Origin of the sequence: Streptomyces sp. RPA4-2 (assembly GCF_012273515.2) — a bacterium.
GTDB classification, from domain to species: Bacteria; Actinomycetota; Actinomycetes; order Streptomycetales; family Streptomycetaceae; genus Streptomyces; species Streptomyces kaempferi.
This window is the reverse complement of record NZ_CP050975.2, coordinates 1,769,064-1,785,675: the sequence shown is the minus strand read 5'-3', so window position 1 is coordinate 1,785,675 and position 16,612 is coordinate 1,769,064. Positions and strand designations below refer to the sequence as shown.

Sequence of the window (16,612 nt, the reverse complement as noted above, 5' to 3'; positions counted from 1 at the left end):
AAGCATACTGGCGCCGTCCGCGCACACCCGGGCGTGATTCACGAGCTGTTCACGCGGGATTCCCGACTCATCACAGAGAGTGCGCAGATCTGGCGGCTCAGCGGACGGCGACCACCGACGACCCGTGTCCGAACAGCCCTTGGTTCGCGGTGATCCCCACGCGTGCTCCCCCGACCTGCCGGTCGCCCGCGTGGCCCCGCAACTGCCAGGTCAGCTCGCACACCTGGGCTATGGCCTGTGCCGGTACGGCTTCACCGAAGGAGGCCAGGCCGCCGCTGGCGTTGACCGGTATCCGGCCACCGAGCGCCGTGGCCCCTTCCCACAACAACTTCGCCGCCTCGCCCTCCGTGCACAACCCGAGATCCTCGTACCACTGCAACTCAAGCGCCGTGGACAGGTCGTACACCTCGGCCAGCGACAGATCCTCCGGGCCGATACCCGCCTCCTCGTAAGCCGCCCGTGCGATCGAGGCGCGGAAGGTGTCCGCAGCGGGCTCCACCGCGGCCGCGGAGTCCGTGGCGATGTCCGGCAGATCCAGCACGGTGTGGGGATAGCGCGGCGTCACCGTCGACACCGCGCGGATCCGCACGGGGTCGGCTGTCCCGTGCCGTCGTGCGAACTCCATGCTCGACAGCACCAGAGCGGCTCCTCCGTCGGAGGTCGCGCAGATGTCGAGCAGCCGCAGCGGATCGGCGACGACCGCGGAGCCGGCCACCTCCTCGGCGGTGACCCTCTTGCGGTACCGCGCGTTCGGGTTCAGTGCCCCGAAGGCGGCGTTCTTCACCTTGACCTGCGCGAAGTCCTCCAGGGTGTCTCCGTGCACGGCCATCCGCCTGCGCGCGTACAGCCCGAAGTACGTCGGATTCGTCGCCCCGAGGACACGGAACCGCAACCAGTCGGGATCGTCCGGCCGGTCCCCGCCCGCCGGACGGAAGAACCCCTTGGGCGCCGCGTCCGCGCCCACTACGAGCACCAGGTCCGCGAGACCCGACAGGATCTGCGCCCGCGCGGTGCCGACGGCCTGCGCCCCGGAGGCGCACGCCGCGTACACGCTCGTCACCCGTGCTCCCTGCCAGCCGAGCGCCTTCGCGAAGGTCGCGCCCGCCACGTGTCCGGGATAGCCACCGCGCACGGTGTCCGCGCCCACGACCGAGTCGACGTCACGCCAGTCGACCCCCGCGTCGGCCAGCGCCGCGCGGGCCGCCGCGACCCCGTACTCGACGAAGCCGTGTCCCCACTTGCCCCAGGGGTGCATGCCCGCGCCGAGCACCGCCACCTCGCCGCTCATGCCGTCACCCCCGTGCCCCGCATGCTCCTCATGCCGTCACCCCCGTCGGCCGCCAGTGCCACGTCGTCCACGTCGTCTCCTCGTCCTCGTTCAGGACACCGGGGACGACCTCCACCTCCATGCCCACCGCCAGATCGACGGTGGAGACACCGGGAACCGTCTGGCCGAGTACGACGATCCGCTCGGATTCCAGCTCCACAGCGATCAACGCGTAGGGCTCCCACGAGAGTTCCGGATCGGTCACATACGGTGACGGTGGCCGGTACCGGCTGTCCGTGTAGGACCAGATGCGACCGCGCCGGGAGAGCGGGACCTCGTTCAGGTCTCCGCCGGGGCAGCCGGGATTGCGGCAGAAGCCGTCCTCGCGGGGGAAGAAGACCGAGGCGCACGCCGAGCAGCGCGTGCCGAGCAGATGGAACCCGTCCCCGTCTCCGGCGAACCATCCGGCGACCACAGGTGTGTGCGTACGCGACAAGACCCCTCCATGGCATGGATCTGACGGAACGTCAGAAGTGTGTCACGGGCAACGGAAAATGGGCAGCTTCGGAAGAGAACCACGCAGGCCTCCGGGGCGTCGGAGTACAGGAGGGGCGGCCGGGGCCCACGGGGGTGGTTCCGGCCGTCCTTCCGGCAGTGACGCTCGTCCCGCAGCGAACCGGTCGCTCGACACCGGCCTCGAAGGCCTCGGGCTCATCAACCTCGCCGAGGAGCGGCGGCACCAACCTCGCCGACGAGTGGCGGCATCGCGGCGGAATACGGACCGAGGACGGAGGCGCCGGAAGCCGGGGCCGGGTGATCGGCTACAGTCCCGGCGTGTCCGAAACCCCGCACCCGCCTGCCGACTTCGCCCCGGACTCGCACTGTTCGAGTTGCGGAGCACCCTACGGAGAGGGCATCTCCGGCTGGCCCCGCACCTGCGCGGCCTGTGGCACCGTCGCCTACCGCAACCCCTTGCCGGTCGCGGTGGCCCTGCAGCCCGTCTACGACGCCGCGGGCACCGCCCTGGTCGTCATCACCCGGACCATCGCCCCCGCGCGCGGGGGCATCGCATTGCCCGGAGGCTTCATCGACGACCGGGAGGACTGGCGGCACGCCGTCGTCCGGGAGCTCAGGGAAGAGACGGGCATCGACGCCGCCGGCCGCGAGGTACGCCTCGCGGACGCGATGAGCTCCCCCGCGGGCCACCTGCTGCTCTTCGGCCTCCTCCCGGAGCGCCCGGCGGCCGACCTGCCGGTCTCCGCCGCCACGGACGAGACCGAGGGCTGGCACCTGCTGCGCAGACCGGCCGAACTCGCCTTCCCGCTGCACACCCTGGCGGCCGGGGCATGGTTCGAGGGACGGTACTGAAGGGACTCCTGGGGCCCCACGGGGCCCTTCAGAGCGTCCCGAGACCCCGCATCCGAACGGGACGCTCCGGCTCGCTCGCGCCGTTGTCCCCCTCCCGCCGGACGACCACGTGCTCCCCCTCCCAACGCGTCACATAGCGTTCCACCTCGGGCTCGTCCCAGCCGTCGCCCTCGTCGGGCACCACGAGGCCACCACCGGCCCGCCCGCGCGCGGGAGCCCACACCTCCAGCTCCAGAGCGCCGTCATCGCCCCGGACGGGCAGAACGGCACCCGCGCGCGCCAGGACCGGAATCCGCGACAAGGGGGCGTCGAGCAGCACCTGGGCCGGCCCCTCGTAGGCCTCTTCGGTGACGGTGTCGTACCAGCGCCCCCGCGGCAGCTGGACCGCACGCCGGTCCGCCCCGTGGTCCAGCACCGGCGCCACGAGGAGACAGTCGCCGAGCAGGAAGGTGTCCTCGCAGTCGCGCAGCGCCCGGTCCTCGGGCGCGCCCCACCACACCGGACGCACGTACGGCGCTCCGGTACGGGCCGCCAGATGCGCGAGCGTCACGAAGTACGGCAACAGCCGCCGCCGCTCGACGAGCGCCACGCGCGCGTGCTCCAGAACGTCGGCACCGAACTCCCAGGGCTCCCGGCGCCCCGCCCGCAGACTCGCGTGCGTACGGAACAGCGGGAGATACGCGCCGAGCTGGAACCACCGCAGATACAGCTCCGGCGACGGACTCCCGTCGAAGCCGCCCACGTCGGGACCCGAGTACGGCACCCCGCACAGACCGAGTCCCAGCACCAACGACAGCGACGCCCGCAACCCGGGCCAGCCGGTGGCCACGTCCCCGGACCAGGTCCCCCCGTAGCGCTGCATTCCGGCCCACCCCGAGCGCGAGAAGAGGAACGGCCGCTCCTGGGGGACCAGTTGGCGCAGACCCTCGTACGCGGCCCCGGCCATCCCCAGGGCGTACACATTGTGCGCCTCACGATGGTCACCCCCGCGCCCCTCCAGGGAATGCCGCGCCGACCGCGGCAGCGTCGACTCCCCGAAGGCCGTGAACGACGTGGGTTCGTTCATGTCGTGCCAGAACCCCGCGAACCCCTGCGCGAGCCGCTCCTCGTAGAGACCGCCCCACCACTGCCGCACGCGCGCGTCCGTGAAGTCCGGATGGACCGAGTCCCCGGGCCACACCACACCGCGTACGGGCCGGCCCGAGGCATCCCTCACGAAGGCGTTCTCGGCGACGCCACTGTCGTACACCGCGTTGCCCGGCTCGGCCTTGACGGCCGCGTCGACGATGGACACCAGCCGGATACCGTCACGACGCAGATCCCCGGCGAGCGCCGGCAGTTTCGGGAAGCGCTCCCGGTCGACGGTGAACACCTGGTGCGCGTCGTAGTGGTCGATGTCCAGATGAACCGCGTCGAGCGGCAGATCACGCTCCTGGTAGCCCGCGACGATCCGCCGCACCTCCTGCTCACTGCCGAAGCCCCAGCGCGCGTGATGGTGGCCCAGCGCCCAGGCGGGCGGCAGCGCGGGGGCCCCGGTCAGCGACACCCAGGCGTGCAGCACGCGCGCGGGAGTGCCCACTATGACCCAGCAGCGCAGTGGTCCGCCGTCCATCCGCAGCTCGCACGTCCCGGCCCGGTCGTGTCCGGAGCCCGCGCCCTCCTCACCCTCGCGCAGAACCACCGTGCCGTCCCACGAGGAGTCGTGGAACACGAGATGGGTGGCCGCGTCGGCGACCACCATCTGCACGGGCATGGTGATGTACAGCGGGTCGTCGCCGGGCGCGAAGGCATGCCCCGGATCGGTGTTCCACAACCGGTACGTGCCGTCGCGCAACCGAGGACCCGCCGCCCGCCCGCCAAGACCGAAGAACCGAGCGTCGGCGGCCACTTCCGAACGCTGCATCCAGCGCGCCGTGCCCCCGCCGACCGGCTCCCACCAGCGGGGCGGCAGATCGCGGCGTAGGATCACCCCACCAGGGGTGCGCACCTCGACGGCGCCGTGCCGCGAGACGACGACCGTCACCCGTTCGGCCACCACCCGCCACCCGCCGTCCTTGTCGGGCTCCAGGACGGCCCGCGGGTCAGGTTCCGGACAACGGCCGGCGAGCCCGTACGACGGCTCCGGACCGACGCCGTCCCAGCCCCAGAACACCGCGCCGCTCACCGCGACCATGATCCGCAGTTCCGATCGGCTGAACCGGACGACACCACCGCCGGGCCCCGGTTCCACGGCCTGCACCGGGCCCGGCACCCGTGCACGCTCGGCCCCCCGTCGCGGCAGCCCGGCGGCATCGGCACGCCGCCTGCGCCATGCGGCACGCACGGTCCGCAACCCTTGGGCCGCCCCCGTCGAACCGACCGCCTTCACCGAACGCACCAGGTCACGACCATCCATGCTGCTCACCCTGCCATTGCCTCCATCGAACGGGTGAGTCGTTCAACTTCCGTTCACCCGTGGTGAGGGCACATCTTCATGTCGCCGACTATGTGTGGCGCGCCCTGGTGCTGAAGTCGATCACATGGCATCGTCCGTGTCAGCCGCGCGACGCGCACACCCCAGCGCGTGCGCGACCGACGCACACGACGCGCACAGTCCGGGAGCCGCCCCATGTCCACCGCGAACCCCTCACCGCTCTGGCAGCCCGCTCCAGAGCGCATCGCCCAGGCACAGATCACGAAATTCCAGGCCTGGGCGGCCGAGCACCACGGAGCCCCGTCCCACGGCGGCTACGCGGCACTGCACCGCTGGTCGGTGGACGAACTGGACACGTTCTGGAAAGCCGTCACCGAGTGGTTCGACGTAGGCTTCTCGACCCCCTACGCGCGCGTGCTCGGCGACCGGTCGATGCCCGGCGCCGAATGGTTCCCCGGAGCGACCCTCAACTACGCCGAGCACGCTCTGCGCGCGGCCGGAACCCGCGCCGACGAACCGGCGCTCCTCTACGTCGACGAGACCCACGAGCCGACCCCCGTGAGCTGGTCCGAGCTGCGCCGCCAGGTCGGCTCCCTGGCCGCCGAGCTGCGCGCCCTCGGCGTACACCCGGGCGACCGCGTCAGCGGCTATCTCCCGAACGTTCCGCAGGCCGTGGTCGCCCTGCTCGCCACGGCCGCCGTGGGGGCCGTGTGGACCTCCTGCGCCCCCGACTTCGGAGCCCGCAGCGTCCTCGACCGCTTCCAGCAGGTCGAGCCCGTCGTGCTCTTCACGGTCGACGGCTACCGCTACGGCGGCAAGGAGCACGACCGCCGCGACGTGGTCGCCGAACTGCGTGACGAACTGCCCACCCTGCGCGCCGTCGTCCACATCCCGCTGCTCGGCACGGACGCCCCCGAAGGCGCCCTGGACTGGTCCACGCTGACCTCAGCCGATGTGGAGCCGGTCTTCGAACCGGTGCCGTTCGACCACCCCCTGTGGGTGCTCTATTCGTCGGGAACGACCGGACTGCCCAAGGCGATCGTCCAGTCCCAGGGCGGCATCCTCGTCGAGCACCTCAAGCAGCTCGGGCTGCACTGCGACCTGAGCACCGAGGACCGCTTCTTCTGGTACACGTCCACCGGCTGGATGATGTGGAACTTCCTCGTGTCGGGCCTGCTCACGGGCACCACGATCGTCCTGTACGACGGCAGTCCCGGCTACCCGGACACCGGTGCCCAGTGGCGTATCGCCGAACGTACGGGAGCGACCCTCTTCGGTACGTCCGCCGCGTACGTCATGGCGTGCCGCAAGGCGGAGGTGCACCCCGCACGCGACTTCGACCTCACGCGCGTGCGGTGCGTCGCGACCACCGGCTCGCCGCTGCCGCCCGACGGATTCCGCTGGCTGCACGACGAGGTGGGCGAGGACCTGTGGATCGCCTCGGTCAGCGGAGGGACCGACGTGTGCTCCTGCTTCGCGGGAGCCGTGCCCACCCTCCCGGTGTACATCGGCGAGCTCCAGGCGGCGGGACTCGGCACCGACCTCCAGTCCTGGGACCCGAGCGGCAAACCCCTCATCGACGAAGTCGGTGAACTCGTGGTCACCAACCCGATGCCGTCCATGCCCATCCGCTTCTGGAACGACCCCGACGGCAGCCGGTACCACGACAGTTACTTCGACACCTACCCCGGAGTATGGCGTCACGGTGACTGGATCACCGTCACCTCGCGGGACTCCGTGGTCATCCATGGCCGCTCCGACTCCACGCTCAACCGCCAGGGCGTGCGCATGGGCTCGGCCGACATCTACGAAGCCGTCGAACGCCTCCCCGAGATCAAGGAGTCGCTCGTCATCGGCATCGAACAGCCCGACGGCGGCTACTGGATGCCCCTCTTCGTCCAGCTCGCCCCCGGAGCCGCACTCGACGAAGCCCTGCTGAACCGCATCAAGCAGACCATCCGCGAACAGCTCTCGCCGCGCCATGTCCCCGACGAGGTCATCGAGGTCCCCGGCGTCCCGCACACGCTCACGGGCAAACGCATCGAGGTCCCGGTCAAGCGCCTGCTGCAGGGCACTCCTCTGGACAAGGCGGTCAACGTCGGCTCCGTGGACAACGTCGAACTGCTGAGGTTCTACGAGGACCTGGCCCGCAAGCGCGGCTGACCAGCCTCCGCGGCCAACCCGCTCGGGCGGCCTCGGACTCGCACCGTCCGCCCGGGGCGGCACCGATCCACGCGCCGTCACCGCGACGGTCGAGCCGCGCCGGCGGCTGGACCGTCCCGGGCGCGTCCACCCCTGTGACCTGCTCGTTCCCTCGCAGAGCGGTCCGCGAGCACCTCGCCCGCAGGCCGTTGTCAGTGCCGCCGGTTACTGTGAGTGAGCATTGATCGACTGTGCGCAGGGGGAAACAATGGCGCACACCGAACACCAGACCATGCGACGCGTCCTGCGCCGTGAAATCGCCGGCACGATCGGTCTGCTGACCGACGCCCACGACTTCACAGCGATGCGGCGCTACCGCACCTTCACCTTCGACGACCACACGGCCTACCTCCAGCAGGTGGAATCCCTGCTGCGGACCCTCGCCGCCCAGGGCAGCCACACCACGGTGGCGCTCTTCGACCCCGAGGAGTACGCGGAGTTCTGCGTCCACAACGGACTGGAACCCGACGCCGCCGCCAGCCGCACCCGTTTCACCGCCGAACTGGCCGCCACCGGCTCCACCGTTCCGTACCAGGGCCAGCCCCTCGCCGACCTCGTTCCGGACCTGATCGACGAAGCCGTCCGCAAAGCGACCTGGGAGTACGCGACGACGCTCCTGGCCCGCGTCGGCAACTGCGCGTCCTGCGGCGAGGACATCGGACGCGCGTCCTTCGCCCGGGCCTCCCGCCTCCTCGCCCGGGTCCTCGACACCGCGGGTCCCGGCGAGCGCCACCTCGTCTGCAGTGTCTCGACGCCACCCGAACCACTCGTCGCCGCGCTCCGGGCCCACGACGACGCCGGGGGCACCGCCCGCCTCGACGAAGCCGAAGCCCTGGAATTCACCACGGTCCTCGCCCTGGGCATCGCCACCCGAAGCGCCGGCGGCCTCGTCATGCGCACCGCCGCCCCCGGCACGACCGACCGCGTCTACGGATGGCGCCTGCGCGCCGACGGACTGGAACCCCTCACCGCCGGCGAGGTCTTCGACGCCTACTGCACCGACGTCGCGTCCGGTGACCTGGTCTCCCCGGAATCGGGCGTCGACTACTGCGTACCGCCCGACCTCGGACCCGAAGCAGGGACGACGGACCACACCCACTGAAGGCGAAGGGGCGCCCCACCCGCAGGTGGAGCGCCCCTCAGCAGGCGGCCCTCGCTCGGCGAGGAGCCACGTCACTCGCCGGAGAGCACCGCCTGAGCCGCCGTGCGCGCCTCCTCGGCCGTGTCCGCGGCACGTGCGGCCGCGGCCGCACGTTCGCACTGCGCGAGCGTGTACTTGGCGAGCGCCGCCCGGACATAGGGAATCGACGCGGCACCCATCGACAGGGAGGTGATCCCCAGACCGGTCAGCACACACGCGAGCAGCGGGTCGGACGCGGCCTCACCGCAGACGCCACAGCTCTTGCCCTCGGCCTTCGCCGCCTCGGCGGACAGCGCGACCAGGTCGAGCAACGCGGGCTGCCACGGGTCCTGCAGCCGGGACACCGCGCCCACCTGCCGGTCCGCGGCGAAGGTGTACTGCGCGAGGTCGTTCGTGCCCAGGGACAGGAACTCGACCTCCTGGAGGATCGACCGCGCCCGCAGGGCGGCCGACGGGATCTCCACCATGGCACCGAACTTCGCCCGCAGTCCGGCGGCACGGCACGCGTCGGCGAACGCCTTGGCGTCGATGCGGTCCGCGACCATCGGAGCCATCACTTCGAGGTGGACCGGCAGCCCTTCCGAAGCCTTCGCCAGCGCCGTCAGCTGCGTGCGCAGCACGTCGGGGTGGTCGAGCAACGTACGCAGACCCCGCACTCCCAGCGCCGGGTTCGGCTCGTCGGCAGGAGTCAGGAACTCGAGCGGCTTGTCCGCGCCCGCGTCCAGCACACGCACCACGACACGTCCCTCGGGGAACGCCTCGAGCACCTGCCGGTACGCCTCGACCTGCTTCACCTCCGAGGGCGCCTGCTTGCTGTCGTCCAGGAAGAGGAACTCGGTACGGAACAGACCGACACCTTCGGCTCCGGCCTCCACAGCGGCCGGCACGTCGGACGGTCCACCGACGTTGGCCAGCAGCGGCACCTTGTGCCCGTCGGAGGTGGCGCCGGGACCGGTCGACACGGACAGTGCCGCCTTGCGCTCCGCGGCCGCGGCTTGCAGCTGTGCCTTCTTCTCTGCGCTCGGCTCCACGAAGATCTCACCGCTGCTGCCGTCCACGGCGATCACGGTGCCCTCGGCGAGTTCGCCGGCGCCGGGCAGCGCGACCACGGCGGGTACGCCGAGCGCCCGCGCCAGGATCGCGCTGTGGCTGGTCGGCCCGCCCTCCTCGGTGACGAAGCCGAGCACGAGGGTGGGGTCGAGCAGCGCCGTGTCCGCGGGGGCGAGGTCACGGGCGATGAGAACGTAGGGCTCGTCACTGTCCGGTACACCCGGCATGGGCACGCCGAGCAGCCGCGCGACGATACGGTTCCGCACGTCGTCGAGGTCGGCCACACGGCCGGCGAGGTACTCACCGGCACCCGCCAACAGAGCCCGGTACGAGGCGAATGCGTCGTAGACCGCGCGCTCGGCCGTGCTGCCGACGGCGATCCGCCGGTCGACGTCCGCCATCAATTCGGGGTCCTGGGCCATCATGGCCTGCGCCTCGAGCACGTGCTGGGCCTCGCCACCCGCCAGATTGCCGCGCGCAATCAGGTCGGCCGCCACCGCCTCGACGGCCTTGCGGGCGCGCCCCTGTTCGCGCTCCGCGTCCTCCGCGGGGATCTGCTTGGCAGGCGGTTCGAGGACCGCCGTTCCCATGTGCCGAACCTCGCCGATCGCCACACCGTGGCTCACGCCGACGCCTCGCAGCGTTGTCTCCATCTCACCCGTCTCCGATAGTGCGGCGGGTCCCGCCGCCGCGGTGGTTGTGCGATGTGCCGTCGAGGACGGCACGGAGGTCACTGCCAGGCGAAGAGAGTGTCGCCGGACTTCACGTCGCCGTCCTCGCGGACCTCGGAGAGGGAATCGGCCGTGGCCTCGAGCGCCACGACCGGGCAGATCGGCGACTTGCCGGCCTGCTCCACGGCAGCCGGGTTCCAGCGCAACACGGCCTGACCGCGCGTGACGGTGTCTCCCTTGTTGACGAGCAGCTCGAAGCCCTCGCCGTTGAGCTGCACGGTGTCGATGCCCAGGTGCGTGAGCACGCCGTGACCCTGTTCGTCGACGACGACGAAGGCGTGCGGGTGGAGGGAGACAATTACTCCGTCCACGGGAGCGACAGCCTCCGAGGGCTCACGCACGGGATCGATCGCCGTGCCGGGGCCGACCATCGCCCCGGAGAACACGGGATCCGGTACCGCGGCGAGTCCGATGGCGCGTCCTGCAAGAGGGGACGTAACGGTGGTCATGGGAAGCCTCCCAGAGGTGGAGATTCATGAGGGGCCGTCACTGCCTGTCCGGGACGGCGCACTGTTTGAGCAGGGTATGTCATATGAAGTGCCGGTTCTGCACGAGAGGTTCCGGTTGACAGACGTAGAGCACGGCGCAAACGATTTGCGCCCGCTCCGAGGCCCCCTGTACAGTCGTACTCCTGCTTGAGGCTGAGCGGCGCGTCCAAGCGTCGTTGCCTGGCAGCACCCAACTTGTCAGATCCTATCTCGGGGTCTCCTTCTGCATGTCTGCAGGAGGGTGGTCAGAGAGACGGAAAATCACTGATAGAGTTTGGAACCGCCGGAAAGGGAAACGCGAGAGCGGAAACCTGGAAAGCACCGAGGAAATCGGATACGGAAACGGTCTGATAGAGTCGGAAACGCAAGACCGAAGGGAAGCGCCCGGAGGAAAGCCCGAGAGGGTGAGTACAAAGGAAGCGTCCGTTCCTTGAGAACTCAACAGCGTGCCAAAAATCAACGCCAGATATGTTGATACCCCGTCTCCGGCCGATCGGCCGGGACGAGGTTCCTTTGAAAAAGTCCTGCCCCTTGGGGTAGGCGCACAGCGAGGACGCTGTGAACCGGGAGGATTATTCCTCTTCCTTGTTCCGCTCTCGTGGTGTCGTCCCGATTACGGGAAAACATTCACGGAGAGTTTGATCCTGGCTCAGGACGAACGCTGGCGGCGTGCTTAACACATGCAAGTCGAACGATGAAGCCCTTCGGGGTGGATTAGTGGCGAACGGGTGAGTAACACGTGGGCAATCTGCCCTTCACTCTGGGACAAGCCCTGGAAACGGGGTCTAATACCGGATAATACCTGCCTGGGCATCTGGGTGGGTTGAAAGCTCCGGCGGTGAAGGATGAGCCCGCGGCCTATCAGCTTGTTGGTGAGGTAGTGGCTCACCAAGGCGACGACGGGTAGCCGGCCTGAGAGGGCGACCGGCCACACTGGGACTGAGACACGGCCCAGACTCCTACGGGAGGCAGCAGTGGGGAATATTGCACAATGGGCGAAAGCCTGATGCAGCGACGCCGCGTGAGGGATGACGGCCTTCGGGTTGTAAACCTCTTTCAGCAGGGAAGAAGCGAAAGTGACGGTACCTGCAGAAGAAGCGCCGGCTAACTACGTGCCAGCAGCCGCGGTAATACGTAGGGCGCAAGCGTTGTCCGGAATTATTGGGCGTAAAGAGCTCGTAGGCGGCTTGTCACGTCGGTGTGAAAGCCCGGGGCTTAACCCCGGGTCTGCATTCGATACGGGCTAGCTAGAGTGTGGTAGGGGAGATCGGAATTCCTGGTGTAGCGGTGAAATGCGCAGATATCAGGAGGAACACCGGTGGCGAAGGCGGATCTCTGGGCCATTACTGACGCTGAGGAGCGAAAGCGTGGGGAGCGAACAGGATTAGATACCCTGGTAGTCCACGCCGTAAACGGTGGGAACTAGGTGTTGGCGACATTCCACGTCGTCGGTGCCGCAGCTAACGCATTAAGTTCCCCGCCTGGGGAGTACGGCCGCAAGGCTAAAACTCAAAGGAATTGACGGGGGCCCGCACAAGCAGCGGAGCATGTGGCTTAATTCGACGCAACGCGAAGAACCTTACCAAGGCTTGACATACACCGGAAACGGCCAGAGATGGTCGCCCCCTTGTGGTCGGTGTACAGGTGGTGCATGGCTGTCGTCAGCTCGTGTCGTGAGATGTTGGGTTAAGTCCCGCAACGAGCGCAACCCTTGTTCTGTGTTGCCAGCATGCCCTTCGGGGTGATGGGGACTCACAGGAGACTGCCGGGGTCAACTCGGAGGAAGGTGGGGACGACGTCAAGTCATCATGCCCCTTATGTCTTGGGCTGCACACGTGCTACAATGGCAGGTACAATGAGCTGCGAAGCCGTGAGGCGGAGCGAATCTCAAAAAGCCTGTCTCAGTTCGGATTGGGGTCTGCAACTCGACCCCATGAAGTCGGAGTTGCTAGTAATCGCAGATCAGCATTGCTGCGGTGAATACGTTCCCGGGCCTTGTACACACCGCCCGTCACGTCACGAAAGTCGGTAACACCCGAAGCCGGTGGCCCAACCCCTTGTGGGAGGGAGCTGTCGAAGGTGGGACTGGCGATTGGGACGAAGTCGTAACAAGGTAGCCGTACCGGAAGGTGCGGCTGGATCACCTCCTTTCTAAGGAGCATCTAGGCTGCCAGGCTTGCCTGGTGGTCCAGGGCCATTACGTCGGCAAACGTTCGACGATGGTTGCTCATGGGTGGAACGTTGATTATTCGGCCGGTTTCACGGGTCGGAGGCTTGCGAGTACTGCTCTGAGAGGAGCGTGGAAAGCATGATCTCCGGACGGGATCTGGTCGGGCACGCTGTTGGGTGTCTGAAGGTACGGCCGATCGTTGGCTGCCTTCAGTGCCGGCCCCAGTGAACTCCGGTGTGAACCGGGGGTGATGGGTGGTTGGTCGTTGTTTGAGAACTGCACAGTGGACGCGAGCATCTGTGGCCAAGTTTTTAAGGGCGCACGGTGGATGCCTTGGCACCAGGAACCGATGAAGGACGTGGGAGGCCACGATAGTCCCCGGGGAGTCGTCAACCAGGCTTTGATCCGGGGGTTTCCGAATGGGGAAACCCGGCAGTCGTCATGGGCTGTCACCCTTGCCTGAACACATAGGGCAAGTGGAGGGAACGCGGGGAAGTGAAACATCTCAGTACCCGCAGGAAGAGAAAACAACCGTGATTCCGGGAGTAGTGGCGAGCGAAACTGGATGAGGCCAAACCATATACGTGTGAGACCCGGCAGGGGTTGCGTATGTGGGGTTGTGGGATTTCTCTTTCACGGTCTGCCGGCCGTGAGACGAGTCAGAAACCGTTGATGTAGGCGAAGGACATGCGAAAGGTCCGGCGTAGAGGGTAAGACCCCCGTAGTCGAAACATCAACGGCTCGTTTGAGAAACACCCAAGTAGCACGGGGCCCGAGAAATCCCGTGTGAATCTGGCGGGACCACCCGCTAAGCCTAAATATTCCCTGGTGACCGATAGCGGATAGTACCGTGAGGGAATGGTGAAAAGTACCGCGGGAGCGGAGTGAAATAGTACCTGAAACCGTGTGCCTACAAGCCGTGGGAGCGTCGGATATGTGCTTGCACATATCTCGTGACTGCGTGCCTTTTGAAGAATGAGCCTGCGAGTTTGCGGTGTGTTGCGAGGTTAACCCGTGTGGGGAAGCCGTAGCGAAAGCGAGTCCGAATAGGGCGATTTAGTAGCGCGCTCAAGACCCGAAGCGGAGTGATCTAGCCATGGGCAGGTTGAAGCGGCTGTAAGAGGTCGTGGAGGACCGAACCCACCAGGGTTGAAAACCTGGGGGATGACCTGTGGTTAGGGGTGAAAGGCCAATCAAACTCCGTGATAGCTGGTTCTCCCCGAAATGCATTTAGGTGCAGCGTCGTGTGTTTCTTGCCGGAGGTAGAGCACTGGATAGGCGATGGGCCCTACCGGGTTACTGACCTTAGCCAAACTCCGAATGCCGGTAAGTGAGAGCGCGGCAGTGAGACTGTGGGGGATAAGCTCCATGGTCGAGAGGAAACAGCCCAGAGCATCGACTAAGGCCCCTAAGCGTACGCTAAGTGGGAAAGGATGTGGAGTCGCACAGACAACCAGGAGGTTGGCTTAGAAGCAGCCACCCTTGAAAGAGTGCGTAATAGCTCACTGGTCTAGTGATTCCGCGCCGACAATGTAGCGGGGCTCAAGCGTACCGCCGAAGTCGTGTCATTGCAGCAATAGGGCCAACGCCCGCTGTGATGGGTAGGGGAGCGTCGTGTGCCGGGTGAAGCCGCGCCGGAAGGCAGTGGTGGACGGTTCACGAGTGAGAATGCAGGCATGAGTAGCGATACACACGTGAGAAACGTGTGCGCCGATTGACTAAGGGTTCCTGGGTCAAGCTGATCTGCCCAGGGTAAGTCGGGACCTAAGGCGAGGCCGACAGGCGTAGTCGATGGATAACCGGTTGATATTCCGGTACCCGCTGTGAAGCGTCAAACATTGAACCAGGCGATGCTAAGTCCGTGAAGCCGCCCCGGAGCCTTCGGGCAAAGGGGAGTGGTGGAGCCGACGGACCAGACCTGTAGTAGGTGAGTGATGGGGTGACGCAGGAAGGTAGTCCATCCCGGGCGGTGGTTGTCCCGGGGTAAGGGTGTAGGCCGTGTGATAGGTAAATCCGTCGCACATCAAGGCTGAGACCTGATGCCGAGCCGATTGTGGTGAAGTGGATGATCCTATGCTGTCGAGAAAAGCCTCTAGCGAGTTTCATGGCGGCCCGTACCCTAATCCGACTCAGGTGGTCAGGTAGAGAATACCGAGGCGTTCGGGTGAACTATGGTTAAGGAACTCGGCAAAATGCCCCCGTAACTTCGGGAGAAGGGGGGCCATCACTGGTGATCCGATTTACTCGGTGAGCTGGGGGTGGCCGCAGAGACCAGCGAGAAGCGACTGTTTACTAAAAACACAGGTCCGTGCGAAGCCGTAAGGCGATGTATACGGACTGACGCCTGCCCGGTGCTGGAACGTTAAGGGGACCGGTTAGTCACTCTTCGGGGTGGCGAAGCTGAGAACTTAAGCGCCAGTAAACGGCGGTGGTAACTATAACCATCCTAAGGTAGCGAAATTCCTTGTCGGGTAAGTTCCGACCTGCACGAATGGCGTAACGACTTCTCGACTGTCTCAACCATAGGCCCGGTGAAATTGCACTACGAGTAAAGATGCTCGTTTCGCGCAGCAGGACGGAAAGACCCCGGGACCTTTACTACAGTTTGATATTGGTGTTCGGTTCGGCTTGTGTAGGATAGCTGGGAGACTTTGAAGTCATGGCGCCAGCCATGGTGGAGTCGTCGTTGAAATACCAGTCTGGTCGTGCTGGATGTCTAACCTGGGTCCGTGATCCGGATCAGGGACAGTGTCTGATGGGTAGTTTAACTGGGGCGGTTGCCTCCTAAAGAGTAACGGAGGCGCCCAAAGGTTCCCTCAGCCTGGTTGGTAATCAGGTGTTGAGTGTAAGTGCACAAGGGAGCTTGACTGTGAGACCGACGGGTCGAGCAGGGACGAAAGTCGGGACTAGTGATCCGGCGGTGGCTTGTGGAAGCGCCGTCGCTCAACGGATAAAAGGTACCCCGGGGATAACAGGCTGATCTTCCCCAAGAGTCCATATCGACGGGATGGTTTGGCACCTCGATGTCGGCTCGTCGCATCCTGGGGCTGGAGTCGGTCCCAAGGGTTGGGCTGTTCGCCCATTAAAGCGGTACGCGAGCTGGGTTTAGAACGTCGTGAGACAGTTCGGTCCCTATCCGCTGTGCGCGTAGGAATATTGAGAAGGGCTGTCCCTAGTACGAGAGGACCGGGACGGACGAACCTCTGGTGTGCCAGTTGTCCTGCCAAGGGCATGGCTGGTTGGCTACGTTCGGGAGGGATAACCGCTGAAAGCATCTAAGCGGGAAGCCTGCTTCGAGATGAGTATTCCCACCCCCTTTGAGGGGTTAAGGCTCCCAGTAGACGACTGGGTTGATAGGCCGGATCTGGAAGGCGGGCAACCGCTGGAGGTGACCGGTACTAATAGGCCGAGGGCTTGTCCTCAGTTGCTCGCGTCCACTGTGTTGGTTCTGAAACCACGAACAACCGTCGTAGCTATGCCACGGCTCCGGTTGAAAGTTTCATAGTGTTTCGGTGGTCATAGCGTGAGGGAAACGCCCGGTTACATTCCGAACCCGGAAGCTAAGCCTCACAGCGCCGATGGTACTGCAGGGGGGACCCTGTGGGAGAGTAGGACGCCGCCGAACAAATTTTAGAGCTCCGGCTCTCAGGCATTATGCCTGAGAGCCGGAGCTTTTTTGTTTTCCGGGCTTTCCGAGCCGCCCGGCATGGTTGGTTTTCGGCGGGGCGACACCCGCCGCGTCGCGCTGTCAGGGCTGCGGGTAAGGTCAGGGGGCATCGTTG

8 protein-coding genes and 3 rRNA genes are annotated in these 16,612 nt (G+C 66.4%); 6 read left to right on the top strand and 5 right to left on the bottom strand.

Annotated features, from left to right (window positions below; all coding sequences use genetic code 11):
- Positions 1-97: 97 nt before the first annotated feature.
- Both HEP85_RS07470 and HEP85_RS07465 read right to left on the bottom strand, forming a co-directional pair.
- Positions 98-1,288, bottom strand: coding sequence for a lipid-transfer protein (locus tag HEP85_RS07470; RefSeq protein WP_168527097.1), 1,191 nt, complete (start codon positions 1,286-1,288; stop codon positions 98-100).
- A gap of 28 nt (positions 1,289-1,316) precedes the next feature.
- The gene (locus tag HEP85_RS07465; RefSeq protein ID WP_168533412.1) at positions 1,317-1,742 is read right to left on the bottom strand and encodes a Zn-ribbon domain-containing OB-fold protein; all 426 of its coding nucleotides are present in this window, start codon (positions 1,740-1,742) and stop codon (positions 1,317-1,319) included.
- Positions 1,743-2,101: 359 nt separating this feature from the next.
- Between HEP85_RS07465 and HEP85_RS07460 the strand changes: the two genes are divergently transcribed.
- Positions 2,102-2,635 (top strand): NUDIX domain-containing protein, encoded by a 534-nt coding sequence (locus HEP85_RS07460; protein ID WP_168527096.1) that lies wholly within the window; start codon positions 2,102-2,104, stop codon positions 2,633-2,635.
- 28 nt (positions 2,636-2,663) lie between these two features.
- Here the strand turns inward: HEP85_RS07460 and HEP85_RS07455 are convergent, their stop codons facing one another.
- Positions 2,664-5,030 (bottom strand): TIM-barrel domain-containing protein, encoded by a 2,367-nt coding sequence (locus HEP85_RS07455; RefSeq protein WP_168527095.1) that lies wholly within the window; start codon positions 5,028-5,030, stop codon positions 2,664-2,666.
- Positions 5,031-5,243: 213 nt separating this feature from the next.
- Here HEP85_RS07455 and HEP85_RS07450 point away from each other — a divergent pair, with 213 nt between their 5' ends.
- Together HEP85_RS07450 and HEP85_RS07445 are read left to right on the top strand one after the other, a co-directional pair.
- Positions 5,244-7,211 carry an acetoacetate--CoA ligase gene (locus HEP85_RS07450; protein WP_168527094.1) on the top strand — a complete coding sequence of 656 codons (1,968 nt, stop codon included), beginning with the start codon at positions 5,244-5,246 and terminating at the stop codon, positions 7,209-7,211.
- A 247-nt stretch (positions 7,212-7,458) separates the two neighbouring features.
- Positions 7,459-8,352: a hypothetical protein gene (locus HEP85_RS07445; RefSeq protein WP_168527093.1), complete on the top strand. Its 894-nt coding sequence runs from the start codon at positions 7,459-7,461 to the stop codon at positions 8,350-8,352.
- A gap of 71 nt (positions 8,353-8,423) precedes the next feature.
- On the opposite strand, the gene ptsP is transcribed toward HEP85_RS07445, so the two are convergent.
- Positions 8,424-10,094 (bottom strand): phosphoenolpyruvate--protein phosphotransferase, encoded by a 1,671-nt coding sequence (gene ptsP / locus HEP85_RS07440; protein ID WP_168527092.1) that lies wholly within the window; start codon positions 10,092-10,094, stop codon positions 8,424-8,426.
- Between the two features lie 77 nt (positions 10,095-10,171).
- Positions 10,172-10,621: a PTS glucose transporter subunit IIA gene (locus HEP85_RS07435; protein ID WP_153291774.1), complete on the bottom strand. Its 450-nt coding sequence runs from the start codon at positions 10,619-10,621 to the stop codon at positions 10,172-10,174.
- 665 nt (positions 10,622-11,286) lie between these two features.
- Here HEP85_RS07435 and HEP85_RS07430 point away from each other — a divergent pair.
- From HEP85_RS07430 to rrf, 3 genes are all read left to right on the top strand, one after another.
- Positions 11,287-12,811: ribosomal RNA gene (locus HEP85_RS07430) — 16S ribosomal RNA — on the top strand.
- A gap of 320 nt (positions 12,812-13,131) precedes the next feature.
- Positions 13,132-16,252: ribosomal RNA gene (locus HEP85_RS07425) — 23S ribosomal RNA — on the top strand.
- A gap of 86 nt (positions 16,253-16,338) precedes the next feature.
- Positions 16,339-16,455, top strand: a 5S ribosomal RNA gene (rrf, locus tag HEP85_RS07420).
- The 16S, 23S and 5S rRNA genes sit together here, the layout of an rRNA operon.
- Positions 16,456-16,612: the final 157 nt, after the last annotated feature.

What these genes read in the sequence shown, in the direction of transcription:
- HEP85_RS07455 (WP_168527095.1), bottom strand. Translation starts at nt 5,030, where the DNA reads ATGGATGGTCGTGACCTGGTGCGTTCGGTGAAGGCGGTCGGTTCGACG.
- ptsP (WP_168527092.1), bottom strand. Translation starts at nt 10,094, where the DNA reads ATGGAGACAACGCTGCGAGGCGTCGGCGTGAGCCACGGTGTGGCGATC.
- HEP85_RS07435 (WP_153291774.1), bottom strand. Translation starts at nt 10,621, where the DNA reads ATGACCACCGTTACGTCCCCTCTTGCAGGACGCGCCATCGGACTCGCC.
- HEP85_RS07445 (WP_168527093.1), top strand. Translation starts at nt 7,459, where the DNA reads ATGGCGCACACCGAACACCAGACCATGCGACGCGTCCTGCGCCGTGAA.
- HEP85_RS07450 (WP_168527094.1), top strand. Translation starts at nt 5,244, where the DNA reads ATGTCCACCGCGAACCCCTCACCGCTCTGGCAGCCCGCTCCAGAGCGC.
- HEP85_RS07470 (WP_168527097.1), bottom strand. Translation starts at nt 1,288, where the DNA reads ATGAGCGGCGAGGTGGCGGTGCTCGGCGCGGGCATGCACCCCTGGGGC.